We start from the raw sequence: 25,857 nt of genomic DNA, 5'->3' as shown, positions 1-25,857 counted from the left end.
CATGGTTATACTAAGCAGTTTTACTCTAATGACACATTAGGCATTCAGTTGATGTCACGAATAATTCTAAAACCAACATAGTTTGAAGCGGAAGAAGGAGCCACAAAGAGTCGTTCGTGAGATGAAGCCATAGCTGGGGAAAAACTCCAAGCTCCACCTTTTGACATGCCACGGCGATCCCCAGTCCATTCCCATACGTTTCCTACCATGTCGTAAAGCCCCATGCTATTGGGTTTAAACGCACTGACGGGCGATGTGCTGGTATTTGACCAAGGCGTGCCACTCCAACCGGTATTCGCTTCACCAGGTTTAAACTTGTCACCCCACCAGTAGTTAGTTTGTGCTCCCGCTCTTGCTGCGATTTCCCATTCTTCTTCTGTCGGCAGTCGATAGCTATATCCTGTTTGCTCACTAAGCCAGCGAGTATAGGCGTTCGCGTCATTTTGACTGACACAAACAACGGGGGAATTTGCGTACTGTTTAAAACCAGGGTTTCGCCAATAACTATCAGGGATCGGAGTGATCTCTGAGCTAGTAATGGTTGTACATACTTTGGTTAACTCAGCATCGGTTTGATAGTTGGTGCTTTCAATAAAGCGCGTAAACTGATTAACGGTCGTCGGAGTCGCCCCGATTGCGAAAGCATGATCAAGGTGATATTGCTTTGAACCATGTTCTCCGATTAGGTAGGTTCCGGGTACAAAGGTGACGAGGTTTGGCGCAACACCTTCATTAGCCAACGCATCCGCAAATACATGACCTGCTTTAAGCTCATTTTGATTTTCGTGCAACACGGCTCGAAGTTGTTGATCAGAGCTAATTTTCACCTCTTGATTAAAAGAGCTATACCCTTCTTTTTCAACACTCACCATGTGCGAACCAACGGGTAACATGATTTCGACTGGCGTACTGCCATATTTGACCCCGTTAACCACAACACGGTCATTGTGTTGATTGGAACGCACAATGAGCGTGACCCAGGCAGTTTCTTTTTGTTTAACTGTGCTTTCACTGTATTGGCCTGGCGCAAAACAAAACTTGGCGTCAAGGTTAAGCAGTGTACATGCTGTGGCCTCTGTTGGTCTTGCATCTAGCTCAACGTCCATGATCGTACGGTAGCGCTTACCATCATAGAAACCCGATTCAATAGTGCTGTGTTTCAACACATGAATGTTCAAAGAGACTTTATCTAAATTTTGTTTGACCAGTGTCTCTTCACTGGTTTTGCTGACAAGGGCAGTTCGAAATTGATTAACCGATTTTTGAAGCGCGAGATCCACGGTTTGCTTATCACATTGTTCAATGGTCATTGTCGTTGAACAAACGTTGGTAAAGCTAACATTTTGAGAGCCAGATTGTCGTAACTCGGACTTCAAACGATCCGCACGAGCGCGTAATTTGGAGCGGTCTAGGTGAGTAACATCCTCTTCAAGTTTAGTCACAATCGCTTTCTTTTGAGTGAGGATGGATTGCTGTTCTTGTAGAGCTTGTTCTGCATTGAGACGTAAAATTTGATTCTGTTTTACACTGGCCCAGGCATTTTGGTATTTTTCTTGCGAAGAAGTAAGGTCGAGTTCGGGTTCGTCAATCATGCGGTTATAATCGCGTTCTAGATTAGCCTTAGCTTTGGCTAAAGAACGGTCCAGTTTTTTCGCTTGCTTGTTGAAATCACTCAATTGCTGTTCATGGGTCTCAACGACTTGCTGTTGGGTATCTGAGTCTTTCTGAGCGTTTGATAACTCGGTGTGCTTGGTAAAGAGTGCGTCATCGATTGCAAGGACCGATGTCGGTACATCTTCTGCAATGGTTGAGGTTGCAACTAAACCAGGAGCAAGTGCTAGCAAGAGAGCGGGTAAACCTCGTCGCATTGTTTTCCTACTTCATCAAATTAAAAATTAACGGTTATATTTTGAACGAAAACGCCACTTTTGCTCATTACATCCTGTCGAGGCAATGAGAAAATGGCGTCATGTCATAACGATCTTAAAAAACGAAAGTAAGAACGAATACGCGCTTGCTTTCATTTCCCAAATATTAGCTTTCTTTGCGTGGGAGTAGCTTCACCCAAACCGTGTCACTACCGTTGATAGTGACTACGCGGTTATACGTCTCAAATCCACTTTTAGAAACACTCACTTGATGACGACCATTAGGTAACACAACTTCAACAGGAGTGCTGCCATAATTGACCCCGTTAATGACAACAGAGTCATTATATTGATCGGAACGAACGGTGACGTTTGCCCATTTTTTATCATCTTTCTTGTTTGTCGTAGCCGCCGAATCACTGGTTAGGCAGTAACGGCTTGATACATTAAGAAGTTTACAAGCGGCTACCGCTTCTGGTTTGGCTTGAAGTTGTGCTTGTAATTGAGTGAAGTATTCGTTGTTTCCTTCGAAACCACTACGAATAACTTGGCTTTCCTGGATATGAATATTGAGCTGAACACCTTTCAGATTCTGTTTAGCAATGACCGACTCTGTAAGATTATTGAGCAGCTGAGATCTAAAGGCTTTAACGGCTTTTTGTTTGGTTAAGTGACTGCCTTGGTTGGCACACTCGCCTAATGTCATTGTGGTAGAACAGGTTGTCTTGTAGCTGGTTTCAAGCACATCGCTTTCACGAAGTTCTGATTGAATGCGCTTGACGCGAGCATCTACGCGCAATTCTCTTAAATTAGAAAACTCTGTGTTAAGACGAGCTTGCTTCTGTTTTACTTGAGAAAGGCGCATTTCGACTTCGGTCATCGCCTGATCATTTTCCAGTGTATCAGATTGATTTTTCTTAACCGCTGCCCAAGTTTCCTGATATTTCTTTTGGAATGAAATCAGGTCAGTCTCAGGGTCGTCAAGAAGGCGGCCATATTGCTTATCTAACGCAGATTTAGCTCGATTGCGTTTCGCATTGAGATCTTTGGCATCGCGAGTTAGACGAGCTTGCTCGTTCTTAAGCTGCTGAAGTTTACTCGCTTCATCTTCATAATCTGAAGCAATGGTATCGAGTTCATTTTGCTTAATGTTGATTTTTTCATCGATAGCGGCAACCGGGTCTATCTGGTTGGCTTCTTCCGCATTCACCGATACAGATACCCAAAAAGGGCTTAGCGCAAGCAAGAGCGCTGGGATTCGACGTTTGATCATAGGTCCCTGCAACAAATTAACGTGTTAACCCACTTATCAGTGGAAAAGACAAACTTTTGACGACTTATTTCGTCGTCTCATAATAAAAATTATATTTCTATCAGCACGGAAAATTTATCAATAACAAGTTGATAGAATAGCGTGTTCGATAAATTTTTATCAGTACCTGTCCATTTTGGTCTTTATCTTAAAATATGCAAGCCTATAATTTGATGCAGCATCCATCTATTTCGATTGAATCGACATTAACCGTAATTAATGTGCACTTGATCATTGTTCCATTTATGTAATTGTTCAAATTTTAACCGTGGGGTTTAGGTGGACAGTCTGGGATATGAATGTGATTTTACATGCGTTTTAATCGATTGGCATGATTATATAATCGATGCGTTTTGCGATAGTATGTGCCAATACATCAGGGTAGATTAGCAAAAATGAAAGAGATGAATGAAATCATGACGCCTACTTTTGAAAAAAGAGCCAATCTTTTGTCGCCTAAGCCTGCAGAATTGATCACTTTACCTTCCTATATGGACTGCCATGAACATCAATACACGCAAATTGTCATTGGTTTAAAAGGCAAAGCAGAGTTTGAAGTAGCAGGCAAAGGTAATTTGGTTGGTCCTGGGCAAGGTTGCGTTGTGACATCAGGAAGCGATCATGCTTTTGGTGGCGTTGTCGGAAACTCAAAAATCTTGGTTCTCAATATGCCTATGCCCAGCAGTGATGATCCATTGCTGCTTCAAAAACTCAATCAACTCTCTTGTAGCAACACCTATTTTCAATTAGACGATCAGATACAAAAATTGATTCAGATGCTGACCAACGAAATGCAGCTGCACCCTGACGATCTTTTATTGAGTCGCGCCTGCAACGATACGGTGGTCGCGCTTTTACAGAGGCATATCTCGGCGTTTCAACACTCAAAGAAAGAGTCACGTTTCTCTTTAGACACGATTGATCGATACATTGAGCATCACCTTAGTCGTAAGATATCGGTCGCTCAGTTAGCTGGATGTGTATTTCTAGCGGAAAGTCAGTTTCATTACTTATTTAAAGAGCAGATGGGGATTACGCCACATCAATATGTCTTAGGTAAACGCATTGATAAAGCTAAATCATTGATTGAAAAAGGCCACTATTCTTTGGGTCAAGTGGCCGAGTTAACGGGTTTTTCTGGCCAAAGTACTTTCGCCCATGCGTTCTCTAGGTTGCAGGGGATGTCTCCTCGTCAATACAAAAACGTACTTAATGTTAAATAAAATTGTTTATGCAGTATCATCCATTAGTAAATTCGGTGTGATTTTGTTTATATTCTGTTAAATAACGTAGAATACAGCAAATCCTTCGGAGTTTTTGACAAGTAATCGTCGTCGGCTCAAAATACACTGCCAGCCATGGTAGGAAATCTAAAGATTCTCTTTAGGTGTCAAATTGAGGAAAACCATGTTTACAGCGACCGATGTGTTGAAAGCAGAGTTTATGGATCAGCCACTGGATACCCTGTGGGCGCAGATATCTCCCCTATATATGGTTGATGAATCACAATGGCTTGAGCAGCTCATTCCTTTAGCAACCTCTTCAGACAATGAAAAACAAATAATAGAAGAGAAAACAACGCATTTGATTGAGTCGATTCGAGCGGACAAAAAATCCATTCAAATGATCGATGCTCTGCTATTGGAATACAGTCTAGATACCCATGAAGGTATCTTACTTATGTGCCTGGCTGAGGCATTGATGCGAATTCCCGACAGCGCGACGGCTGATGCATTGATTAAAGATAAGCTGATCATTGCTGATTGGAAGTCTCATCTGAAAAATTCGGATTCCGTTTTCGTTAATGCCTCAACATGGGGATTGATGTTAACGGGTAAAGTGATCGGTCTATCAGAAAAAGAGTCGAACAGCCCAACTCAGGCGATGAATCGATTAGTCAATAAGTTATCGGAGCCGGTGATTCGTCAAGCGATGAACCAAGCGATGAAGATCATGGGGCATCAATTTGTGCTTGGTCGCAGTATCGATCAAGCGCAAAAGAATGGGCGTCCACTCGTCGATAAAGGGTACAGCTATTCTTTTGATATGTTAGGTGAAGCGGCATTAACGACCGCCGATGCCAACAAGTACTTTAAAAGTTACTTGATGGCCATTGAAGCGGTTGGACGTCAAATCCAAGGGCAAACCAGCGGCTCGCCCTCGTCAGTCTCGATTAAGCTTTCGGCATTACACCCAAGGTACGAAGTGGCCAATTCGCAGCGTATTCTCAATGAACTGCACGACACGGTGATGCAATTACTGGATAGAGCGGTTGAATTGGATGTCGCGATTACCATTGATGCAGAAGAAGCGGACCGTTTGGAGCTGTCACTGCATCTGTTTGAAAAGCTGTATCGAAGCGAAAGAGTAAAAGGATGGGGTAAGTTCGGTCTTGTCGTGCAAGCGTATCAAAAAAGAGCGCTTCCGGTTCTTGTCTGGTTAACGAAACTGGCTAAAGAGCAAGGCGATCAAATCCCTCTTCGTTTAGTGAAAGGCGCCTATTGGGATACTGAGATTAAGTTATCTCAGCAAGGTGGGTATACAAATTACCCGGTGTATACTCGAAAAGAAGCCACCGATGTTGCCTACCTTGCTTGTGCTCGATTCTTATTGAGTGAGGGTGTTAAAGGGCATATCTTCCCACAATTTGCCAGCCATAATGCGCAAACTGTAACCGCTATATCGGTAATGGCGACCCACGATCAATTCGAGTACCAACGTTTGCATGGTATGGGTGATGCTTTGCACGAGCACGCAAAAGCAACCTTCAAGCAGCCTGTTCGTATTTACGCTCCGGTTGGAAGCCATAAAGATCTTTTGCCTTATCTTGTTCGTCGTTTATTGGAAAATGGCGCGAACAGTTCATTTGTTCATAGACTGGTCGATGCGCGCTGCCCTATTGGTAGCTTGACTCAGCATCCAGTTGATATGCTGTTGGCTTTCGATTCTCTTCACAACCCGAGTATCCCTTTACCAGCACAGGTTTTTTCTGAGCGCAAAAACTCTTCTGGCGTCAATATTGATATCGAAAGCGAAGCGAAGGTTTTTGAAAACCAAGTGTCGAGCTTCCTCGATAAACAATGGTCAGCGGGGCCGATGATTGATGGTCTCCAGATAGATGCTGAGCAGGAAAGTGGACCATTAGAGTTGGTAACGGTAACCGCGCCTTATGATCGCCGCATTAACGTCGGTCAGGTGGCCTATGCAAACCTTGATCATGTGTCCCAAGCGATCACCAGTGCCTCCGAGGCATTTTCAGAGTGGAATGAGACAGAAGTAAGCGAAAGAGCCGCTGCTCTTGACCGATTAGCCGATTTACTGGAAGACAACCTAGCTGAGCTGGTTGCGCTTTGCCATCAAGAAGCGGGCAAAACGATTCATGATGGTATTGATGAAGTTCGCGAAGCGGTGGATTTCTGTCGTTACTACGCAAAGCAAGTTGAAAAGTTCACACCAGAGCAAATTATCGCGTTTGACGGCACGTTAAATTATACCTCTCGTGAAGCGCTGGGTGTCTTTGTATGTATTAGCCCTTGGAACTTCCCACTTGCGATATTCCTTGGTCAAATTACGGCTGCATTGGTAGCGGGTAACACGGTTGTGGCTAAGCCTGCGGAACAAACCAGCTTAATTGCTGCTAAAGCGGTAGAGCTAATGCATCAAGCGGGCTTTCCAAGCAACGTTGTTCAACTTCTGCCTGGCAGAGGTAGTGATCTTGGATCGGCACTGACGACGCATCCTCTTATCGCTGGTGTCGCTTTTACCGGGTCAACACTCACCGCGCAACGCATCAATCAATCTCTCGCGAAACGAGATCAGTCATCGGTGCCATTTATCGCGGAAACCGGTGGCCAAAATACCATGATTGTTGATAGCACGGCTTTACCGGAACAGGTGGTGCGCGATGTTATTCGCTCTGCGTTTGCTTCGGCAGGTCAGCGTTGTTCAGCATTGCGAGTGCTCTATGTGCAAGAAGACATCGCTGATCGCATCATTGGGCTGATTCAAGGTGCGATGGATGAACTCAAAGTGGGCGTACCGTATCTGCATAGCACAGATGTTGGTCCTGTGATTGATAAAGTAGCAAAACAAAAGCTACTCGCACACATTGAAAACATGATGACGTCATCGAAAAAAGTGGCTCAACTTTCCTTAGATGATAGCTGTGAATACGGCGATTTTATTGCGCCTTGTGCCTTTGAAATCGAAGACATCGCATTGCTCGAAGAAGAGCAGTTTGGGCCGATTTTGCATATCGTTCGTTATAAAGCTCATGAGCTCGCCAGTGTGGTTGAAAAAATCAATCAAACGGGATTTGGCTTAACGATGGGAATCCATAGCCGAAACGAAACAACATACCGTTGGATTGAAGCGCATTCTCGAGTGGGTAACTGCTACATCAATAGAGATCAAGTGGGCGCGGTCGTCGGAGTTCAACCATTTGGTGGGCAAGGTCTATCGGGAACGGGTCCTAAAGCGGGTGGGCCTCACTATCTTTATCGATTTACTCAATTGAAACTCACACCATCGGTGTAGGAGAAAGAACATAATGCATCAAATCACACGTTTTTCTGATTCTTACACTGCATGGAAAAGTTGGAGTCAGCTTAATTATAAAACCAGAAGTGCTTACTTGCTGAGCGCGTTAACGGAGGTTGAAAAAAAGAAAACCTCTTTAAGCTCTGTGATGAAATTTCACCTTCAGCATTCGACTAAGTTGCTTGCTGATACTCATCAACTTACTGGACCAACCGGTGAAACCAATGAACTGTATACAACAGGGCGTGGCGTTGCTCTTGTTGTTCATGACAGCGCTGAAAATAACGCTAATCTCGTCGTTATGTCATACGTATCAACGGCGTTGCTTGCAGGCAATAGCGTGATTGTTTGTAGCGATGATATAGAGCTGGTTTCAATTCTGGAAGAGGCGTTTAGAGCAGCAAAATTGCCCGCCAACGTATTGCAGTTTGAGCCTCTCGATGCGCATCAACCATTACTGGATGCCGATATTCGGTCTCTCGGCTATGTAGGCCGCATGGACACAGAAATCGCGATCAATCGCCACTTATCTCAGAAAGATGGAGCGATCGTATTATTGACTTCAGAAACGGATATGGCGCAACTGACCCATGCGCAAGACCCTGCACTGTGTTTGCGCTTTATTACCGAGCGAACACGAACCATCAATATCACGGCAGTGGGGGGGAATGCCACACTGCTTGAGCTTGGAAATGAAGCTCATTAACGATTTCAAGTAATCGCCACGGGTTTGTCGTGGCGTTCATGGAAGACTGTCTTTTTATCAGAGGAACAACAAATGGAAAATAGCTTTGCTATTACAACAACCTTTATTGCCTATCTCATTTTGATGTTAGCCATTGGGGTTATCGCTTACCAACGTACAAAAAATTCTACCGACTATTTCCTAGGCGGCCGCTCTCTTGGGCCTTGGCCTTCTGCATTGTCTGCTGGGGCGTCGGATATGAGTGGCTGGCTACTGCTTGGTTTGCCTGGTTACGCTTATGCTGCGGGTATCGAAGCATTTTGGCTTGCTGGTGGTCTGCTTTTAGGTACATGGGCCAACTGGTTTATCAGTGCGAAACGTTTAAGAACGTACAGTATCACGACCGATGCACTGACTTTACCTGAGTTCCTGTCAAGAAGATTCAACGACAACACGAAATTGATTCAGACTATTTCAGCATTTTTCATTCTGCTATTTTTCCTTTTCTATACAAGTTCTGGTTTAGTCGCTGGTGGTAAATTATTTGAGACCGTATTTGGTATTGATTATACGGTTGCGCTCGTTATCGGTACTTTGTGTGTGGTTTCTTACACATTGTTTGGTGGATTCCTGGCCGTATCTTGGACCGATCTTGTCCAAGGTTTACTGATGGCAGCTGCGCTATTGATTGTCCCTATTGCAGCAATGCAAGGCGGTATTGGTGATCTGACAGCGGACCTGAATAACATTAATCCAGAACTATTAACCCTATGGAATGATACGAAAGGTGAGCCTTTGTCGGCCATTGCTATTATTTCCTTAGCGGCATGGGGTTTGGGTTACTTTGGTCAGCCTCATATCTTGGCTCGTTTTAAAGCCACTCGTTCAAATAAAGATCTAACAACAGCTCGTCGTATCGCGGTCATTTGGTCTGCACTGTCTATGGTTGGTGCTATGTTAGTTGGCTTGGTAGGTTTGGTGTATGTCACCAACTCTTCGATGGGAAGTTTGGCTGATGGCGAAAAAATATTCATGCTGTTAGTGGATGCGATTTTCCACCCAGTGATTGCGGGTATCCTATTGGCCGCTATTCTCGCTGCGATTATGAGTACTGCTGATTCTCAATTATTGGTGTCTTCTTCTGCATTGGCTGAAGATTTTTATAAGCAGGTTGTGAATAAGGATGCGAGTTCAGAAGACATCGTTCGTATCGGTCGTTTTGCTGTCATTGGTATCTCTATTGTTGCGCTATTTTTAGCAATGAACCCTGATAGCTCAGTTCTTGGCTTGGTTTCTTACGCTTGGGCTGGTTTTGGCGCTGCATTTGGTCCTGCTGTTGTTCTTAGCCTTTACTGGTCAAGAATGAACCGCAATGGCGCTTTGACGGGTATTATTGTTGGTGGTGTCACTATCGTAATTTGGAAGCAACTCAGTGGTGGTTGGTTTGATGTGTATGAAATTGTCCCGGGTATCATACTATCAACAATAAGTATCATTGCTGTTAGCCTATTAACGGCTGAACCAGAAGATGCCGTTATGAAACAGCATGCTAAGTTTGAAAAGCAGCTGCAAGAGCTTGACTAGTTTTGACTATAATTTGAAAAGCAATGACCTTGGCCTGACTTAATCGTTGGTCTAAGGCTCTAGTATCAGTGATGCCCTGCCTTTGGCGGGGCATTTTTTCATTCAAATTATGAGATCTAGGCTAGAAAGTCGCTGGTATTGGTGAACAAGAGGGTTTTCTTTCGTAACTTAGGTCACGTTTCTTAGACTAAAGTTTGAGCCAATGGAACTAACAGATTCACAATGAGTCCATTATCAATAACCCATTTATCGTTCTGGAGAAATCAAAATGTCGAAGGTCTACTGTCATTGTTGTCGCAAACCTACACACCATAAAGTGGTTATGAAGCGTTGCCAGACAGAAAAGCCCGAATCGACATTGCACTCACTACAGATGCTTTTTTCGAGTTTGTTTCAAGGAGAGCACTACGTAAAAATGGAGAAACAAGGATTTTGTCGCGACTGTAATAGCCGTTCAACGCTAACAGAAACGAGTTTTTCGAACATAAGAGTGATCTAATCCACGCTCTACTGCTGTGGCAAAACGAGTTTAACGTCAACCAAGCACTATTAGTATATGATCACGTTTAACTTTGATGGATGCGCCTACGAAAATGGATTTAGATCGTATAGACCGAGAAATATTAAGAACACTTCACCTGCATGGGCGTTTATCAATAGTAGAGCTTGCTAAACAGGTTAACCTCACCACGTCACCTTGCTCCGATCGTGTCAAACGTCTTGAAAAAGATGGCTTTATTAGTGGATACCGTGCTGAACTAAACCCAGAGAAACTCGGTTTAGACGTGCAGGTTTTTATTCACATACGCCTAGATCAAACCAGTTTTTCAATCTTTGAGAAATTTTCCGATGCCGTGTCTCTCATGCCTGAAATTGAAGAGTGTTACTCATTATCAGGTGACTTCGATACCATGATAAAAGTACGAGTAAAAGACATGAAAGCGTATCAATTGTTTATGTCGAGTAAGCTTGGAACCTTACCAGGGGTGATTCAAACCCGAAGTGAAGTGGTGATAGAAGAGCACAAACGAGGATATGGGGTTAACCCGGAATTGCTTTCAACGATTTAAAAGGAAAATGCATCCACATTTTCCTTTCTACATGTTTTCTTAAGCGTCATCGTGAAGTCTGGCTATAGAACCAACGAAGAAATCACACCGATGACACCGCCAAAAATCCCCCCCCAAACCACAAGCCAACCAAGGTGAGTTTTGATCATCGTTTGAACGATGGATTTTACTAACTGAGGCGTGAGTTCATTTAATCGCTGATCGATAATGTTTTCAATATTGACGGTTATTTCATCCATCATTTCCGGTGTTTCAAACTGTGCCTTGATGGCTTCTTTAACCGAATCACTTTGACTGATCTCGACAACAGCCTGCTGCATTCTTTCAACGAAAGGTTCTTTTAATGGTGCAAGTGCTTCTGTTCCACCAACCATGGCCAACATACCGCCAAAAGACGAATTGGCAATGACCTCAACCAAAGAATCAAAGGTCGGATTGAAATCCACTTTTTCTAGTACTGGCTCTAAATTCAGGGTTTTATCGCCAGCCATCTCTTTATTTAGAAAACGGTCAATGTTCTCTCGGGTAAAGAACTGATCCATCATGAGGACTTTAATAGCCGCTTTAAATTCTTCGAATCTGGCCGGTATGATACCCGAGCCGTAAAGTCCAGGTACTTTTTCAAATAACATGTGTACGGCTAACCAGTTTGTTACCGCGCCTGAAAACGCAAAAAGACCGGCATAAAAAACGATTTCATTGTCAAAGTAGAAGCCAAGGATGAGAATGATCAGTGCAGAAACGTTAGTAAATAAGCTTTTGTTCATAATCGTGACGGTTAAAAAATCATGGAGCGATATTAAGAGATTTTGAAACAATAAAAAAGCAAAGAAATGGCTTTACTCCAGTACAGCAAAAAATTGTGAAGGTTTCTGGTAGCTTGGGTTAAATCAGGGCTAAAAATGACTCGTCGTAAATCACAGAGTTAACAATAAAGCTGTGATATTCGCGCAATCGCAAACAGGACTTAGTTTTGTTAATAGAACTTGTTTGCTAGAATCCAGCCTGATTTTATGTAATTGAACTGATGGAAGTATGGAAGATAGAGTCGTAGTTTCAGTTTCGTCTATTCACGGGACGAGACATTTTCATCTAGGAAAGTGGATCAGGCACGGTTTAAAAGGGCTTGGTTATTTTTCGTTAATTGCCGTTATTGCCACAGTTGGTGTTATTTATCATTTAGTCGATGAAGTTGATTTTGCGAAGCTAAAACAAAAAGAATTAGAAACTAAATCTATGTCGCTCACGGAAGAGGTCTCTTCACTTCAAGAACTCAAGATTAATTTGGAAAGTGATTTGCTCGATCGAGAAGAGCGGATGAACCTCGTTTCTGACCGCTTGGGTGATCTTGAAAAAGTATTGGGCATGGGTGACATCGAAGATGCGAGTGAACTTGAATCACGCTTAGATACCGCTGCGATTACTTCATCGGTCAGGATGGTGATGTTGACTCAAATTCCGAGTGGTCCGCCTGTTCATAATGCGAGAATTTCGTCAGGATACGGCAAGAGAAAACACCCGGTGACCGGATCGATTAAAATGCATCGCGGTCAGGATTTTGCGGTCAATACGGGTACACCTGTGTATGCACCTGCTGATGGGGTTGTCGAGGTAACTCGGTCAAGCCAAAAAGGGTCGGGTAATTTTCTTCGACTTCAACACAGTTATGGCTTTACGAGTTCGTATTCTCACTTAAATAAGTTTTTGGTTAAAAGTGGTGATTTCGTCCAGAAAGGCGATTTAATTGCCCATTCTGGGAATAGTGGGTTGTCGTCTGGTCCACATTTACATTATGAAATTAGATTTGTTGGTCGCTCATTAGACCCAAGACCCTTTGTGGACTGGGGAGTTAATGATTTTGAGACCATATTCAGTAAAGTAAGAGGTATCCGATGGGAATCTTTAGTAAACAAGGTCGAGTCAAGAGTCAGCAGTCAGCTACAACTGTCATCGCAAAAGGCTGTTCGATCGAAGGCCAACTCAGGTTAGAAAGTGATCTACAAGTGGATGGTGCAGTGGATGGAGAGATTCACGCTGAACACACACTCACCATTAGTGAAACGGGCATCGTCAGTGGCGAAATCTACGCTGAGCGAGTGTTAGTCAACGGAAAGTTTGAAGGCACTTGCCACGCTGAGACGATTGAAATCTTGTCACGAGGCAGTGTGGTAGGAACGATATACAGTGACAATTTGAGCATTCAAACGGGTGGACGATTCACTGGAGTGACTCACGCAATGCCCGAACAGCAAGTGGTTGAATTGAGTGATGCGAAGAAGATGTCAGAGCCTAAAATGGTCGATAGCAACGCGACACGGACTAGCTCTCAGTAGCCTTACTACTTCGCGTGGTAAACAGTGAGAACCTCGCACTTTTGCGGGGTTTTTTTATGGAAACAGTAACGATGAATGATGGATGTGGTAGTTTAAGGTCAGAAATATAAGCTATGTTACTTAGGGTTCATTCGCATATAATTTTACTTGGGTAAGTCAAACGAGTCGGTATTTTTCAACTTCTCGATCAAATTACCGATAACTTAGCATCATAATAAAAGAATTCTGCACATGAATATTATAGGGATTGCGATTGGCGCAACCGGTTTGTCATTGATCATAGCGTTTCTGTGGATGCTGTCATTATCGCTGCGCAAAAAAAGGCTAGAAGAAGAAAAAAAACAACGAGAAGCGGCCTATCGAAAAGCACTAGAGAAATCGCGCCAAATGGAAAGACAAGAACGTTTGAATAAAGCGGAGAACGGTCATATTCCTACGATTCTTTATCTGGCGAAGGAAGGAGAAAGGAAGAGCATTAAAGAAGCGTTGTATTGGTACAGTAAAGCCGCGGAGCTGGATAATATTACTGGCATGTATGGCGTGATTCGTATTAGCCAGAAAGTCAGAGAAGACCTCATACTTAAAGAGAAAGCGAAGTACTGGCAGATATGCATAAAGGCATTAGAGGGCAACTCGCAAGCGAAGTTTGACATGGGAATGGCCTTGTTAAATGGGCGAGGCACTGCGGTAAATGCAGAGAAAGCTTTGGATATGATCCGGGCTTCAGCGGAAGACAAATACGTCCCTGCCATTCTATTTATGGGAGATTGGTGCACGTCTGATAGTAATCCATTACCTACCCCAAAAGATTCGAGTTTTTGGTATACCAAAGCCGCTAAATTACACAGTAATGAAGGTCGAATGAAACTGGGGCTTACTTATCTCAATGGCGTTGGTGTAGAGAAAGATCACAGTAAGGGCTGTTACTGGTTAGAGCGTGCCGCTGAAAAAGGCCACGCTCAATCGATGTGTCATGCCGGTGAAGCCTGGATTGATAGAGGCAGCAGTGGTAATGCCATTGCGTATATTTGGTTATTTTTATCAGCGTACTTTGGGTACGAGCCCGCTAAAGCGATACGAGATAGGGTGGGCGGTAACATTGGGGTTGATTCTGTTGTCGGTCTTCAGTCGTTGGCTAAACCGCTCTTTCAGAAAATAAGCGCGAAGAAAGTGGGCAAGCATTCCATCATTAAAGCGTTGAATAAGCTCTATAAACGGGGAGTCTATTTGCCGGAGAAGGTGATTAAATCAGAAGATGAAGCATTAGATGCTTTGGGTGTTGGCCTCGAAAAATCCGAATCGGAAATAAACGAACCGACAAAAACGAACGATTCAGGGCTAGAAAATCACTTTAATTATTCGTCCAATCAAATCGATAAACCGATACAGTAGCGATGTGATTTTCATGGTAATCGAACGAACAATCCCTGCTTTATTCGCAGGGATTGTTATTAGTAAGGGATTGTCACTCGCTGAGTGAAGGGGGGTATCTCAAGTGAGTGAGATTATTGTCCACGCTTTTGCTCAGCTTTGCATACCGCAGCAGTAAAGACAACATCAGTTGAACTGTTCAGTGCTGTTTCCGCTGAATCTTGAATCACACCAATGATAAAGCCCACAGCAACGACTTGCATTGCGACGTCGTTAGGGATACCAAATAGCCCACATGCTAATGGAATCAATAGCAGTGAACCACCAGCGACGCCTGAAGCACCACAAGCCGATACCGCAGCAACGACACTCAGTAACAGCGCAGTCATGAGATCGATTTCAATACCCACAGTATGAACTGCCGCAAGGGTAAGTACGGTAATCGTGATGGCTGCGCCTGCCATGTTGATAGTCGCACCCAGTGGAATGGAGACAGAATAGGTGTCTTCATCTAATTTTAGTTTTTCACAAAGTGCCATGTTGACTGGGATATTGGCAGCACTTGAACGAGTAAAGAACGCGGTAACACCACTTTCTCTAAGACATTGAAGAACTAATGGGTAAGGGTTTTCTTTCGTTTTCACAAACACAATGATTGGGTTTACAACCAATGCGATGAAAGCCATGGCGCTTAGCAATACAAACACGAGCTGTGCATAGCCAGCTAGAGCTTCAAAGCCCGTTGTTGCAAAGGTAGCCGATACCAAACCAAAGATACCAAATGGCGCAAGCCTGATGATGAAGCGAACAATCTGAGAGACGCCATGACTGAGATCTTCAAACACAGCTTTGGTCGTCGCTGAAGCATGATGAAGCGCAAGCCCTAAGCCAATTGCCCAAGCCAGAATGCCAATGTAATTCGCGTTCATTAGCGCGCTAACTGGGTTGTCCACGACTTTGAATAACAAAGTATTGAGAACCTCAGTAATTCCCTGTGGAGGCGTAGCGCCTTCTGCACCGGCAACCAGTGTCAACGTTGTTGGGAACATGAAGCTGAGTACAACCGCTGTTAATGATGCGGTTAATGTACCAATCAAATACAGACCGATGATTGGACGCATGTGCGTATGCTGATTTTTCTTTTGGTTGGCAATCGAAGCTGCGACTAAAATGAAGACTAAAATAGGGGCAACAGCTTTCAGAGCACCAACAAACAGACTGCCTAAGAGTCCGGCGCTAATGGCACTTTCTGGCGATATTGTCGCGAGAAGAACGCCGAGAATAATTCCGGCTAGGATTTGTAGAACCAGATTTCCGCTGGTAAAACGGGCAAAAATGTTGCTGTTTGGCATGGTCATTCCTGTGATGTGCGAGTGTTTGGATTGTAATAATAAAGTTCATCCATTTGAACGGCGCAATGATATAGATGCACAATTTCATGTCTATAAATAATTTTAATTTGGTGTTAAAAATTGCATTTTTGCTAACAGTGTAAAATTTAATGCTGATTACGGTTGATTTTGTGGTTTTAATTATTATTGGTGATTATCAATTCTAGCGCGGGGTTTGGTTGGCATTTATAGAAGAGGTAAAAAAGGGAAGCATTTCTGCTTCCCTAGGAGATAGAGTTGTATAAAGTAGGATCAGTGGTGTTTCATGCCACTCATGACTTTTTTAACAGGGGCTGTAAACACCTGTTGCTCACCATTTTTAAATGTCAGGTTAACCTCAATAGCTTCGCCTTCGATTAATGGTGCTTTTAGGTCAAATAGCATGATGTGCAAGCTACCTGGTTTAAGCTCAACGTGATCATTTGCCGGTATCTTGATCTCGTCAATTTGACGCATCTTCATCATATCGCCTTCAGTAATGACATCATGCAATTCAACTTTCCCTGCCGCGTTGGTTGATGCACTCACTAATATGCGGTCGGTATTTCCTTTATTCATCAACTGTGTAAAAACAGCGCTGTTGACTGCGTTAGGAGGTGTCGCTCTTGCATAGGCGTGATGGACCATAACATCCATCGGTGTGCTTTCTGGTGTCTGGTCTGACGACACTTTTTCTGCTGATGCATAACCGATCGGGCTTAGGATTAGACTGCAAAGAAGAAGAGCATTCAGTTTCATTGGGCGTTTTCCTTTTATGTTTCTTTTATTTGTTTATTTGTTTATTTGTTTATTTGTTTTGGTTTCTATTGGACTCGGTTTGCATTGGAGCCTGTTTCTATTGAACTTTATTTTTATTGAATATGGCTTCTATTGAGTGTGGCTTTTATCGATGTCAATTCTCGTGATTGCGTCCACTAAGGGAGCTGGAGAGAGCGTGTGTGGAACTTTGGTCAATAAGGTCCCATCAGGTGCCGTGAAATAGAAGTATGAGCTGTGGTCAATCGTGTATTCAAGCTCAGAACCTTCAAGCTCCGTTTTTCTGAAAATAACACCATAGTGATGTGCCAGCTCTGTAGTGGTCGCAAGAGGGGCAGATAATCCTTCGATCATGGGATGAAAATACTGCGCATATTGATGTGCGGATTCAGCAAAATCCCTTTCAGGATCGAGTGATATGAATACCGGTCTAATGCTCTCTTTTGACGCTTCATCTAATTCGTTGATGGCCCCGGCAAGCATGGCGAGTGACGTTGGACACACATCAGGGCAGCGGGTAAAGCCAAAGTAAATGATTCGTGTTCGGGTATCGGTGATATCGAATAAATCAATGGCTTGTTTGTCTTTACCATGGAAGGTAACCGGATCGGGGTGGCTCTTTGTGTTTTCTGTTTTGGCGGTTGTAGAATCCATGGCCTTTTGAGCATCTGATTCAGCTTGTTTTGTCAGGTAGGTATTGACCGAGAGGCCAAGCACAAAAGCGACGACCAATATTAATGACCAATTTTTACTCATCGTTCCATCCTTATAGCGGGCGATACAGAGTGATCGCCATCGGTTAAACTTCCAACCCACGTCATTTTTTCAGTGGTACAAACGGGTAAAAGGATATCAACTTGGAAAAGATTCTCCTCGTTTGCATTCAGGACATATTTTACCGTGCCCATATCCATTTCCAATCCTTCTAAATCTAGGACTAAAGTTTTGGTTTGAGGGTTGCTCCATTTCACGGTGAGCGTTGTCGGTACCAGTGGTTGCACTGTGTCAGTATCGAGGCTCATGGTGACACCGTCTTGAAGGCAAGGCTCTGTCGAAATAAAGCAGTAATCATCGATAGAAGATGTCGATGTTGAAGATGAGGCCAGTTGGCGAAGGTCATTGGCAAAAAAACCAATCACAAGCGCTGCAATAACAGCTGCAACTTTTAGTGCAGGATGCATGGGTATATCCATTTCAATACGTTATGAAAATGGAATACTAACATGCTTAGCGATATGTATTTTAAGACAATTATAAAAATGTGCTAACAGTCGTGTCGGAACATTGAAGGCTCCGACACGAGGCGTCACTGATGCTAAAGGATGGACTGTACGTTATCTCTATTCTTTGTCTCTAATGGGTAAAGAGAGACAAAAATTGGACAAGATTCTACGATCATTTAAACATCATGATTTTCAGCAAATTTTTCTAGTCCGAGTACTAGACCCATTGCACAAAACATCATCACAATTGCTAGCAATAGTTGAGACGGCTCTGATGTGATCGTCTCATACTGAAATGGGGACAAGTTTTGCTCAACTAAAGGAACGCTTTCACCACTTGAGTTAGTGCGCCATGACAGTGTTTGCTTCCAAGGCCAAATTTTTGGCAAAGTACCCACCATTAACCCAGTTAAGAAAATCAAGGTAAGATCTCTAAATGAATGTAATAAGCGAGAGATTAGGTGTGAAAAGCAGAGTAACCCAATAACACAGCCGCTGAGAAACAAGATTAATACATCAACCTGAAATGATTTCACGGCAGTTAGAACGGGTGAATACATACCGATCAGCAAGAGAATGAAGCTGCCTGAAATGCCGGGTAAAATCATCGCACAAATAGCGATAGCGCCCGCGAGTAGTATATTGAAATGGGTGACTTCAAGTTCAAGAGGATGAAGCACGGTAATGCTATAGGCCGCTGCGATACCCAACAAGAAAAACGCCAGTCGAGAAAGAGAACGTTGCTCTATTTGTTTTCCGATATGCACGATTGAAATTAAGATTAAGCCAAAAAAGAACGACCAAAGAGGGATAGGGTGTTCAATCAATAGCCAAGATATCAATTTTGCCAATGTGGCAATACTGGTGAGAACTCCGCTAAATAATGCGATCAGAAAGAGCCCATTTATATGAGCAAACGCCGCAGAAAACCCTTCTTTTTTCCATAGAGTTAATGCAGACGGATTAATTCGGCGAATACTTTCTAGAAGTGTGTCGTAGATACCGGTGATAAATGCGATCGTGCCACCAGAGATGCCCGGAACGACATCGGCGGCACCCATTGCCATACCTTTCAAAAATGTAGTGAAATAGTTCATTGTTACAACGTGTGGTAAATGATGCTCGCAGTATACTAAGTCTTGCTCAAAAGAAGTATGAAAATAAGTGGTGAGTTTAAGATTGCAGGATAAGAAAGTGCCAATACTATGTCTTTTATTAATAAGAAACTGGTGGTATAGCATTTTGCTCATTTATGCAAAATGCATTTGCAAAATGCAAAGGTAAATCTGGATTAGCACTGAAAAGGGGAGACTTATGCGATCTAAATGCTCTATTTTGAGGTTTTAAAAGTTGGCACGATAACTGCTTAATACATTGTGACCCTTCTTAAGCCGAGGGTCACCTAGCCAACTGACGTTGTTAGTGAATTTTTTGTTCACACATTATATCGGCCAATCGCTCTATTGCGATTGGCCATTTTTTTGCCTGAAGATCCGTAACAGTATTCCTCCAATAGTTGTGTTAGACGCAATGCAATCCATCAGTGATTTCTCATAAAATTCGACAATTAGGGGCGAATTGTTTAATAATGCACGCCATATTCTCATTCTGAGAGCATCAACATCGACGAGTTTGATACTCGTATCCGCCAGTCAGACCAGTAAAATGGCGTTGCTCATCATGGCAATCAGTATGAAAAATTCATCTAAAATAGAGAGATGCGTTGATGTGATTCTTTTTACAACGCGGAAACTCCTACTCGTTAAGGATGATGAGTGAAACAACGGAAGAGGTTATATGAATCATCTAATTTCAGTTGGGCCACTAGAGTCTTTCTTAATCGCAATTAGCGTCTTATTTTTAGGCCATTTTGTTAACACCAAGCTACCAATTCTAAAACGCTTTAATATCCCAGAGCCTATTGTCGGCGGTTTGATCATCGCCATCTGTATCACCATTATGCACTTCAAAGGTATTAGCCTTTCTTTTTCTTTGCCGTTGCAAAATACATTCATGTTGATGTTTTTTAGTACCGTTGGCCTTGCGGCCAATTACACCCAATTAATGAAAGGTGGAGCGAAAGTCTTTCTATTTTTAGCGGTCGCATCTGTTTATATCATCATTCAAAACGGCGTCGGTGTGACACTTGCGAGTACCTTTGGGCTCGATCCTCTGATGGGCCTAATCGCAGGGTCGATCACACTGTCTGGTGGGCATGGTACTGGAGCCGCTTGGTCACAAACCTTCTCTGATAGTTTTGGCTTAGCCAATACCCTAGAGATAGCAATGGCATCCGCCACATTTGGTTTGATCATTGGTGGCATTATAGGCAGCCCTGTTGCACAGAAGCTGATATCCAAAAACGACCTTGAATCTGAATATGGCAGCGGCATCAACACCCATGAACGCTTCCCAGAATTAGTCACCTATAACGAATATGAAGAAGATAAAGTAACCGCCAAAAAGGTCATTGAAGTTCTGTTTATCCTCCTGATTTGTGTTACTGGCTCAACGTATTTAGAGCAATGGGTAAGTTCATTTAACATTGGTTGGCTGATGATCCCAGACTTTGTATATGCGTTATTTATCGGTGTGTTTATCACGAATATACTGGAAGTGACAAAAGTACATAAGGTTGATTCTGAAACGGTCGACATTTTGGGTACTGTCTCACTGTCTCTATTCTTAGCCATGGCATTGATGAGTTTGAAATTGTGGAATATCTTCGACTTAGCGATTCCCTTTCTCACTATTTTGGCCGTTCAATCGGTGGTTCTGGGATTATTTTCTTACTTCATTACCTTTAAAGTCATGGGTTCGAATTATGATGCAGCGGTCATTGCTGGAGGGCATTGTGGTTTTGGTCTAGGGGCAACACCGACTGCGGTCATGAACATGGGGTCTTTAGTGAATAAGTTTGGCCCATCGCCACAGGCATTTATGGTGGTGCCTATTGTCGGTGCTTTCTTTATTGATATTGTTAACCTGATTATTTTACAAAGCTATATCAGCTTTATTGGATAAGATGGAGATAATGTGACGCCAGATTATTCTCAATTAGCAGCGATACTGGATCTTACCCTTCCCATTAAAGTGAGCATCATTCAGCCACTTTGGGGTGGGTATGGTGAGCTGGTGAGGCTATCTGCTGACAACAAGAGTGTCATCGTTAAACGCATTGAGCTTCCAAAGCCCAGTTGTCATCCCAAAGGGTGGAATACGGAGTTATCTCATCAAAGAAAGATCCATTCTTATCTCGTTGAAATGCAGTGGTATCGCCAATACGCGGCGAAATGCGATCTGCTCTGCTACGTTCCGTCCCCGATTCATATTGAGCAATACGATCTGAAACATGTGTTAGTGATGGAAGATCTCGCCAGTGTGGGGTTTAACACGGTGAGCGAGGTCGCAACGAAAGCTCAAATATCTGCGAGTTTGAAATGGCTAGCTCACTTTCACGCAAAACACATTGGCCATGAAGGGGAAGGGCTTTGGCCATCGGGAACCTATTGGCACTTGCAAACTCGCCCCGATGAATTAGAGAAATTAGCCGACGAAGAACTTAAGCAAGCGGCTAAAAAAATCGATCGAATCTTAACTCTTGCGCCTTATCAAACGTTAGTACACGGCGATGCTAAGCTGGCGAATTTTTGTTTCACGGCCTGCGGAACCCAAGCAGCGGCCGTTGATTTTCAATATGTCGGAAAAGGGTGTGCGATGAAGGATGTGGCATTGTTTATGAGCAGTGCCATTGACCCTAAAGCGTGTCATGACGCTGAAAAAGACGTACTCAATGAGTACTTTTTCTACTTAAGATCGGCACTGGCACTCTATCAACCCCATTTAGATTCTGAGTCTGTAGAATCCGCTTGGCGACCTTTGTTTCCGATTGCTTGGGCTGACTTTCAACGGTTTGTTAAAGGTTGGAGTCCAGGGCATTGGAAGATCAATAACTACACTGAATCGTTGAAAGAAAGGGCGTTAAAGCAACTCACTGAGTCTAAGTAGGGTTAGCCATCGAGCAAGACGAATACTCGAATAATAACCGACACCCTAAACTCTAGCTTAATCGGCTTTCACTCTTGCCATGTAGTAAGTGTTTACGTAGTGTCCGTCCCTAAAGGCCGAGTTTTCCGCTTCGCCTTCTATTTTGAACCCGAACTTTTTATAACAGGCGATAGCGTTGTGATTATCGACGTTAACCTCGATATGCACCCGTTTTATTTGTAGCCAGTTATCCGCCAAATCTAGTACTGTTTCAATCAGTTTGCTGCCGATGCCTTTTCCTTGGTATTCATCGTGAACCCCTAAACCAAAACTGCCACAGTGCGATCGGCGGGGGTTTTGTGCGTGTTCGAAACCAATATTACCCACCACTTTCCCATCCACTTCGGCCACGAAGGAGTAAACGCCTGTCGGGATGTTCTGTAAACGGTTTTCCCACATATCTGCAGAAGGGTTGGGCAGTTGTAAGGTTTCGCGTTGAGATCGGTATTGGGAATAAACGTGACATACCGCCGCCGCGTCTTCGACTCGAGTGGGTCTGACTATGATGTCCATCTGATATTGCTCCATTGGGTCAGTGGCTATTCCCATATTTAAACCACAAACAGCGTGCATTTTGAATTAAATAATTGAAATATTTACCGTTACGATTCCATGATCGGTACTTATGTGGTCATGGCCGTAGCGTGGGTTGACTAAATGTGAGTCGATGACCTGATAGTCGGTGACGATCGCACGGGCTTGATTTGAGCAATCAGAGAATTCGTTGGACAGCAGAATATAGTCCAGTTCTTTTCCTTGTGCCCCGACATAGTAGGTGGGTGTTGATGGACTTTCTGTTTGTTCAAGGACCAGATCTCGGCTGTTATGAAGGTGGAAAGCCGATAAGGCCGTTTCTGATTCTTTAAGACGAAAGAGGTGTCTTGATGTTAAGCAATGAAATTCGTTACTTTGCAGTGATTGATTAAAATCACCCATGAGTAAGCATGGCCGTCCATTCTGCTTTTTAGTTTCAATCATATGGTGATGAAGAACGTGGACTTCCATACCACGCTGAACCGTTGACAGCCATTTACCTTGATTTTCGAGTAACCAACGTTCGCTAGTCGATTGTTCCTCATGTCGCTCTTCGTCAGGTTGACTGTCGAGTTCAGTCGGACGTTGAGATTTTAAATGCACCACATAAACATCGATGGGACCTAATTGTGGTATGTCGACAACAGCATGAATTGGAGTGCGATTAAATTCAAAACTACTTTGGGAACGAGCAATAGCTGATGATGAGTCAATAGAGAGGGTTTGGCTGATTGGGTGTCGTGATGCAAGTGCCACAACAGGATTTGAGTATATGTAATCTTGCTCAACCTCTGGCGTATCCACGGTGACAAAATGGGGGTAGCCAAGCAAATGCACCATTTTTCTTAGTGAATCAATACTGAATACTTCCTGAAAGCCGATGATATCCGCATCGATTTCGGTGATGGTTTGGCTTAACCAGCGGGTTTTAATTGCCCATTCTTCTTTTGTATAGATGTTCGCAAAATCATAAAACGCATTCGGTGGATCTACGTAGTTAAACAGATTAATCGTACAGACTTTTATATGCCGCTCAGAGCTCGCCAAAGGGTGTTCCTTAAATGTAGGGGTTATAAAGAGTGTGACACGGTTTTTCTTCTTTGTCGTGATACTCTGTGATTTCAGTAAGTACTCACTACGGTTTTCTGGCTTTGTTGAGAAGCATTACTTTGCAAAAGATTCATCGGTGTGAGTAGCACCAGCGCCTGAATTTTGGAAAAATTGCTGTCGGTACACTTTGGGAGAAACACCAACCAACTGTCGAAAGTGATGCCGCATTGTCATTGATGTATCAAAACCAGACGCTTGTGACAGCCGTTCAATGGTCATATTACTGCTTTCAAGAAGCCCCTTCGCACGTTCAATACGTTGACAAATGATCCACTCTTTTGGTGACAAATCAAAGCAACCTCTAAACTTTCTATCAAAGGTACGGCGAGACATGTTTGCTTTGGTGGCCAGTTCATCAATTGAGATCGATTTATCGAGGTTATCTTGCGCCCATGCGAGTGCGTGTGAAAACTGGTTTGGCACCTCGAGCATTGGCGTTTCAACAAATTGAGATTGACCCCCTTGCCTATGTCCGGAAACAACCAACCGCTTCGCCACTTGATTTGCCACTTCATAGCCATAGTCACTTCTAATCACTGCGAGCCCAAGATCTAACCCCGCAGCACTTCCGGCTGAACACCCAACATTTCCGTCAAACAAGTACAAAACATTGGCTGCGTATTGAATATGAGGAAAACGATGGCGAAATAAAGATTCAAATTTCCAGTGGGTCGTGGCTTTTCTGCCGTTAAGAATACCTAGCTCAGCCAATAAAAAAGCCCCAGAGCAGAAAGAAAGAATTCGCTTACCCCTCGCGTGAAACTGGCTCACTTGTGCTCGTATTATCGACGGTACGGTTTTCTCCATCGTCGGCCAGCTAGGAATAATGAGGACGTCATATTTGTCAATGGATGGGACAAACTGAGTTGAGAGGCCAATATGAGCAGTACTTGTGATTGGTTCGTTATCGAGATTAATAACGTCGGCTTGATACCAATCATCAAATTCTGGCCTTGGAAGAGCAAAAAGCTCTACGGCACAAGCCAATTCAAACAGAGAAACATCCGCATGAGACAGTATTGCCACCTTAATCATCGTCATCTTTGGTCATCATTCTTGAATAGTATGGCTTATTATTAACGCATATTGTCTTTTGAGCCAATGTTTTTGTTGGGTAGTGCCGTTGATAATAACCCCAGGACAAACATGAATAGGGAATCGTTATGACAAGTGCAGTTTCAAGAATTCAGGCGGCAGATAGCCAAGCGGCATTAAACCATTTTGAGTTATTACTAAGATTTGAAACCGATTGCTGGGATGTTCACCACGCGACAACGAATGATCGTCAAGACTTTGTACTCGTCGATGTGAGAGGGGAAAATCTATTTGATCAAGGCCATATTGATGGTGCGATTAATATTCCCCACACGAGAATAAATGAAAAGAGACTGAATGAGTTTCCTGCTGAGACATTGTTTGTAGTGTACTGTGCTGGCCCTCACTGTAATGGCACTGAAAAAGCAGCGATTCGATTAGCCAAGTTAGGAAGGCCCGTTAAGAAGATGATCGGCGGTGTCACTGGGTGGTTAGATGAAGGCTTTAAACTTATCGCAACGCCTCACCAGTCAGAGAAGCAAGAGAAGCAAGAGAAAGAATGATTGAGTGATGAGTAGGAACCGATGCTAAATAGCACTTGTGTGTTTTATTTAGAACGGACTTCAAACTCGATTTGAATAGCCTTGGCGTGAAGAGTGAACTCGATAGCATCGAATAAAACAGGTATGCAAATTATGCATGGCCCTTGTACCAAAATGTCATTGGCGTCATTTGGGAATAGTCACTACACTTCGCGCTGATTTTTTAACCCTGATATCACTGGTGAGCGAGATGTCTTTTAAGTCTCTTTGGTTTTCACAATCTATTTTGGCTCAACTTGCAAGGATGGTGTTATTGCTGTCTCTATCGTTAGTGGTGGTTCACAACACCCCACGACTTTTAACGCTGTTAGCTGAGCAAGCAATTAACAGCGGGTGTCATCAACAAACGGGTGACATCAACCATTCTCACCACCATTAATTAACATTGAGTAAGACG

The 25,857-nt window shown here is 43.3% G+C and carries 24 protein-coding genes; 13 read left to right on the top strand and 11 right to left on the bottom strand.

The window, feature by feature from the left end:
- Positions 1–44 precede the first annotated feature (44 nt).
- Positions 45–1,868 carry an SUMF1/EgtB/PvdO family nonheme iron enzyme gene (locus QF117_RS00535; protein ID WP_282385491.1) on the bottom strand — a complete coding sequence of 608 codons (1,824 nt, stop codon included), beginning with the start codon at positions 1,866–1,868 and terminating at the stop codon, positions 45–47.
- 166 nt (positions 1,869–2,034) lie between these two features.
- Positions 2,035–3,141 (bottom strand): PEGA domain-containing protein, encoded by a 1,107-nt coding sequence (locus tag QF117_RS00530; protein ID WP_282385490.1) that lies wholly within the window; start codon positions 3,139–3,141, stop codon positions 2,035–2,037.
- 443 nt (positions 3,142–3,584) lie between these two features.
- Here QF117_RS00530 and QF117_RS00525 point away from each other — a divergent pair, with 443 nt between their 5' ends.
- From QF117_RS00525 to QF117_RS00500, 6 genes are all read left to right on the top strand, one after another.
- A complete protein-coding gene (locus QF117_RS00525) occupies positions 3,585–4,403 on the top strand; it encodes an AraC family transcriptional regulator (protein WP_282386175.1) in 819 nt (272 codons plus the stop codon).
- A 184-nt stretch (positions 4,404–4,587) separates the two neighbouring features.
- Entirely contained in the window at positions 4,588–7,716 is a 3,129-nt protein-coding gene (gene putA, locus QF117_RS00520; RefSeq protein ID WP_282385488.1) for a bifunctional proline dehydrogenase/L-glutamate gamma-semialdehyde dehydrogenase PutA, read from the top strand.
- Between the two features lie 13 nt (positions 7,717–7,729).
- Positions 7,730–8,425, top strand: a complete 696-nt coding sequence (locus QF117_RS00515) for a 1-pyrroline-5-carboxylate dehydrogenase (RefSeq protein WP_282385487.1) — start codon at positions 7,730–7,732, stop codon at positions 8,423–8,425.
- Between the two features lie 72 nt (positions 8,426–8,497).
- Positions 8,498–9,988, top strand: coding sequence for a sodium/proline symporter PutP (putP, locus tag QF117_RS00510; protein WP_282385486.1), 1,491 nt, complete (start codon positions 8,498–8,500; stop codon positions 9,986–9,988).
- Positions 9,989–10,256: 268 nt separating this feature from the next.
- Positions 10,257–10,487: a hypothetical protein gene (locus QF117_RS00505; protein ID WP_282385485.1), complete on the top strand. Its 231-nt coding sequence runs from the start codon at positions 10,257–10,259 to the stop codon at positions 10,485–10,487.
- A 94-nt stretch (positions 10,488–10,581) separates the two neighbouring features.
- Positions 10,582–11,058 carry an Lrp/AsnC ligand binding domain-containing protein gene (locus QF117_RS00500; RefSeq protein ID WP_282385484.1) on the top strand — a complete coding sequence of 159 codons (477 nt, stop codon included), beginning with the start codon at positions 10,582–10,584 and terminating at the stop codon, positions 11,056–11,058.
- Between the two features lie 62 nt (positions 11,059–11,120).
- Here QF117_RS00500 and QF117_RS00495 read toward each other — a convergent pair whose 3' ends face one another.
- Entirely contained in the window at positions 11,121–11,825 is a 705-nt protein-coding gene (locus QF117_RS00495; protein WP_282385483.1) for a DUF445 domain-containing protein, read from the bottom strand.
- A 268-nt stretch (positions 11,826–12,093) separates the two neighbouring features.
- Here QF117_RS00495 and QF117_RS00490 point away from each other — a divergent pair, with 268 nt between their 5' ends.
- From QF117_RS00490 to QF117_RS00480, 3 genes are all read left to right on the top strand, one after another.
- Complete coding sequence (locus QF117_RS00490) at positions 12,094–13,047, top strand: M23 family metallopeptidase (protein ID WP_282385482.1); 954 nt, start codon at positions 12,094–12,096, stop codon at positions 13,045–13,047.
- 14 nt (positions 13,048–13,061) lie between these two features.
- The gene (locus QF117_RS00485; RefSeq protein ID WP_282385481.1) at positions 13,062–13,391 is read left to right on the top strand and encodes a polymer-forming cytoskeletal protein; all 330 of its coding nucleotides are present in this window, start codon (positions 13,062–13,064) and stop codon (positions 13,389–13,391) included.
- A gap of 231 nt (positions 13,392–13,622) precedes the next feature.
- Positions 13,623–14,783, top strand: coding sequence for a tetratricopeptide repeat protein (locus QF117_RS00480; protein ID WP_282385480.1), 1,161 nt, complete (start codon positions 13,623–13,625; stop codon positions 14,781–14,783).
- A gap of 113 nt (positions 14,784–14,896) precedes the next feature.
- Here the strand turns inward: QF117_RS00480 and sstT are convergent, their stop codons facing one another.
- The 5 genes from sstT to QF117_RS00455 form a co-directional block, all read right to left on the bottom strand.
- Positions 14,897–16,114, bottom strand: a complete 1,218-nt coding sequence (sstT, locus tag QF117_RS00475; protein ID WP_282385479.1) for a serine/threonine transporter SstT — start codon at positions 16,112–16,114, stop codon at positions 14,897–14,899.
- A gap of 291 nt (positions 16,115–16,405) precedes the next feature.
- Positions 16,406–16,891: a copper chaperone PCu(A)C gene (locus QF117_RS00470; protein ID WP_282385477.1), complete on the bottom strand. Its 486-nt coding sequence runs from the start codon at positions 16,889–16,891 to the stop codon at positions 16,406–16,408.
- 129 nt (positions 16,892–17,020) lie between these two features.
- Complete coding sequence (locus tag QF117_RS00465) at positions 17,021–17,665, bottom strand: SCO family protein (RefSeq protein ID WP_282385476.1); 645 nt, start codon at positions 17,663–17,665, stop codon at positions 17,021–17,023.
- Positions 17,662–18,090, bottom strand: coding sequence for a hypothetical protein (locus QF117_RS00460; protein WP_282385474.1), 429 nt, complete (start codon positions 18,088–18,090; stop codon positions 17,662–17,664). The genes QF117_RS00465 and QF117_RS00460 overlap by 4 nt, the downstream gene beginning before the upstream one ends.
- 218 nt (positions 18,091–18,308) lie before the next feature.
- Complete coding sequence (locus QF117_RS00455; protein ID WP_282385472.1) at positions 18,309–19,229, bottom strand: DUF368 domain-containing protein; 921 nt, start codon at positions 19,227–19,229, stop codon at positions 18,309–18,311.
- A gap of 700 nt (positions 19,230–19,929) precedes the next feature.
- Here QF117_RS00455 and gltS point away from each other — a divergent pair.
- Positions 19,930–21,156 (top strand): sodium/glutamate symporter, encoded by a 1,227-nt coding sequence (gene gltS, locus QF117_RS00450; RefSeq protein ID WP_282385470.1) that lies wholly within the window; start codon positions 19,930–19,932, stop codon positions 21,154–21,156.
- A gap of 12 nt (positions 21,157–21,168) precedes the next feature.
- Positions 21,169–22,140 carry a phosphotransferase gene (locus QF117_RS00445; RefSeq protein ID WP_282385468.1) on the top strand — a complete coding sequence of 324 codons (972 nt, stop codon included), beginning with the start codon at positions 21,169–21,171 and terminating at the stop codon, positions 22,138–22,140.
- Between the two features lie 57 nt (positions 22,141–22,197).
- Here QF117_RS00445 and QF117_RS00440 read toward each other — a convergent pair whose 3' ends face one another.
- From QF117_RS00440 to QF117_RS00430, 3 genes are all read right to left on the bottom strand, one after another.
- The gene (locus QF117_RS00440) at positions 22,198–22,692 is read right to left on the bottom strand and encodes a GNAT family N-acetyltransferase (protein WP_282386174.1); all 495 of its coding nucleotides are present in this window, start codon (positions 22,690–22,692) and stop codon (positions 22,198–22,200) included.
- Between the two features lie 66 nt (positions 22,693–22,758).
- Positions 22,759–23,760: an endonuclease/exonuclease/phosphatase family protein gene (locus QF117_RS00435; RefSeq protein ID WP_282385466.1), complete on the bottom strand. Its 1,002-nt coding sequence runs from the start codon at positions 23,758–23,760 to the stop codon at positions 22,759–22,761.
- A 117-nt stretch (positions 23,761–23,877) separates the two neighbouring features.
- Complete coding sequence (locus QF117_RS00430) at positions 23,878–24,864, bottom strand: helix-turn-helix domain-containing protein (protein ID WP_282385464.1); 987 nt, start codon at positions 24,862–24,864, stop codon at positions 23,878–23,880.
- 122 nt (positions 24,865–24,986) lie between these two features.
- Between QF117_RS00430 and QF117_RS00425 the strand changes: the two genes are divergently transcribed.
- Together QF117_RS00425 and QF117_RS00420 are read left to right on the top strand one after the other, a co-directional pair.
- Positions 24,987–25,421: a rhodanese-like domain-containing protein gene (locus QF117_RS00425; protein WP_282385463.1), complete on the top strand. Its 435-nt coding sequence runs from the start codon at positions 24,987–24,989 to the stop codon at positions 25,419–25,421.
- A 229-nt stretch (positions 25,422–25,650) separates the two neighbouring features.
- Entirely contained in the window at positions 25,651–25,839 is a 189-nt protein-coding gene (locus tag QF117_RS00420; protein WP_282385461.1) for a hypothetical protein, read from the top strand.
- Positions 25,840–25,857: the final 18 nt, after the last annotated feature.

The sequence above is a fragment of the Vibrio sp. YMD68 genome (assembly GCF_029958905.1).
GTDB lineage: Bacteria > Pseudomonadota > Gammaproteobacteria > Enterobacterales > Vibrionaceae > Vibrio.
This window is presented reverse-complemented; position numbering and strand designations above follow the sequence as displayed.

Excerpts from the sequence above, each read along its gene's own strand:
- QF117_RS00535 (WP_282385491.1), bottom strand. The coding sequence starts at position 1,868 with ATGCGACGAGGTTTACCCGCTCTCTTGCTAGCACTTGCTCCTGGTTTA.
- QF117_RS00530 (WP_282385490.1), bottom strand. The coding sequence starts at position 3,141 with ATGATCAAACGTCGAATCCCAGCGCTCTTGCTTGCGCTAAGCCCTTTT.
- QF117_RS00525 (WP_282386175.1), top strand. The coding sequence starts at position 3,585 with ATGAATGAAATCATGACGCCTACTTTTGAAAAAAGAGCCAATCTTTTG.
- putA (WP_282385488.1), top strand. The coding sequence starts at position 4,588 with ATGTTTACAGCGACCGATGTGTTGAAAGCAGAGTTTATGGATCAGCCA.
- QF117_RS00515 (WP_282385487.1), top strand. The coding sequence starts at position 7,730 with ATGCATCAAATCACACGTTTTTCTGATTCTTACACTGCATGGAAAAGT.
- putP (WP_282385486.1), top strand. The coding sequence starts at position 8,498 with ATGGAAAATAGCTTTGCTATTACAACAACCTTTATTGCCTATCTCATT.
- QF117_RS00505 (WP_282385485.1), top strand. The coding sequence starts at position 10,257 with ATGTCGAAGGTCTACTGTCATTGTTGTCGCAAACCTACACACCATAAA.
- QF117_RS00500 (WP_282385484.1), top strand. The coding sequence starts at position 10,582 with ATGGATTTAGATCGTATAGACCGAGAAATATTAAGAACACTTCACCTG.
- QF117_RS00495 (WP_282385483.1), bottom strand. The coding sequence starts at position 11,825 with ATGAACAAAAGCTTATTTACTAACGTTTCTGCACTGATCATTCTCATC.
- QF117_RS00490 (WP_282385482.1), top strand. The coding sequence starts at position 12,094 with ATGGAAGATAGAGTCGTAGTTTCAGTTTCGTCTATTCACGGGACGAGA.
- QF117_RS00480 (WP_282385480.1), top strand. The coding sequence starts at position 13,623 with ATGAATATTATAGGGATTGCGATTGGCGCAACCGGTTTGTCATTGATC.
- sstT (WP_282385479.1), bottom strand. The coding sequence starts at position 16,114 with ATGCCAAACAGCAACATTTTTGCCCGTTTTACCAGCGGAAATCTGGTT.
- QF117_RS00470 (WP_282385477.1), bottom strand. The coding sequence starts at position 16,891 with ATGAAACTGAATGCTCTTCTTCTTTGCAGTCTAATCCTAAGCCCGATC.
- QF117_RS00465 (WP_282385476.1), bottom strand. The coding sequence starts at position 17,665 with ATGAGTAAAAATTGGTCATTAATATTGGTCGTCGCTTTTGTGCTTGGC.
- QF117_RS00460 (WP_282385474.1), bottom strand. The coding sequence starts at position 18,090 with ATGCATCCTGCACTAAAAGTTGCAGCTGTTATTGCAGCGCTTGTGATT.
- QF117_RS00455 (WP_282385472.1), bottom strand. The coding sequence starts at position 19,229 with ATGAACTATTTCACTACATTTTTGAAAGGTATGGCAATGGGTGCCGCC.
- gltS (WP_282385470.1), top strand. The coding sequence starts at position 19,930 with ATGAATCATCTAATTTCAGTTGGGCCACTAGAGTCTTTCTTAATCGCA.
- QF117_RS00440 (WP_282386174.1), bottom strand. The coding sequence starts at position 22,692 with ATGGACATCATAGTCAGACCCACTCGAGTCGAAGACGCGGCGGCGGTA.
- QF117_RS00430 (WP_282385464.1), bottom strand. The coding sequence starts at position 24,864 with ATGACGATGATTAAGGTGGCAATACTGTCTCATGCGGATGTTTCTCTG.
- QF117_RS00425 (WP_282385463.1), top strand. The coding sequence starts at position 24,987 with ATGACAAGTGCAGTTTCAAGAATTCAGGCGGCAGATAGCCAAGCGGCA.
- QF117_RS00420 (WP_282385461.1), top strand. The coding sequence starts at position 25,651 with ATGTCTTTTAAGTCTCTTTGGTTTTCACAATCTATTTTGGCTCAACTT.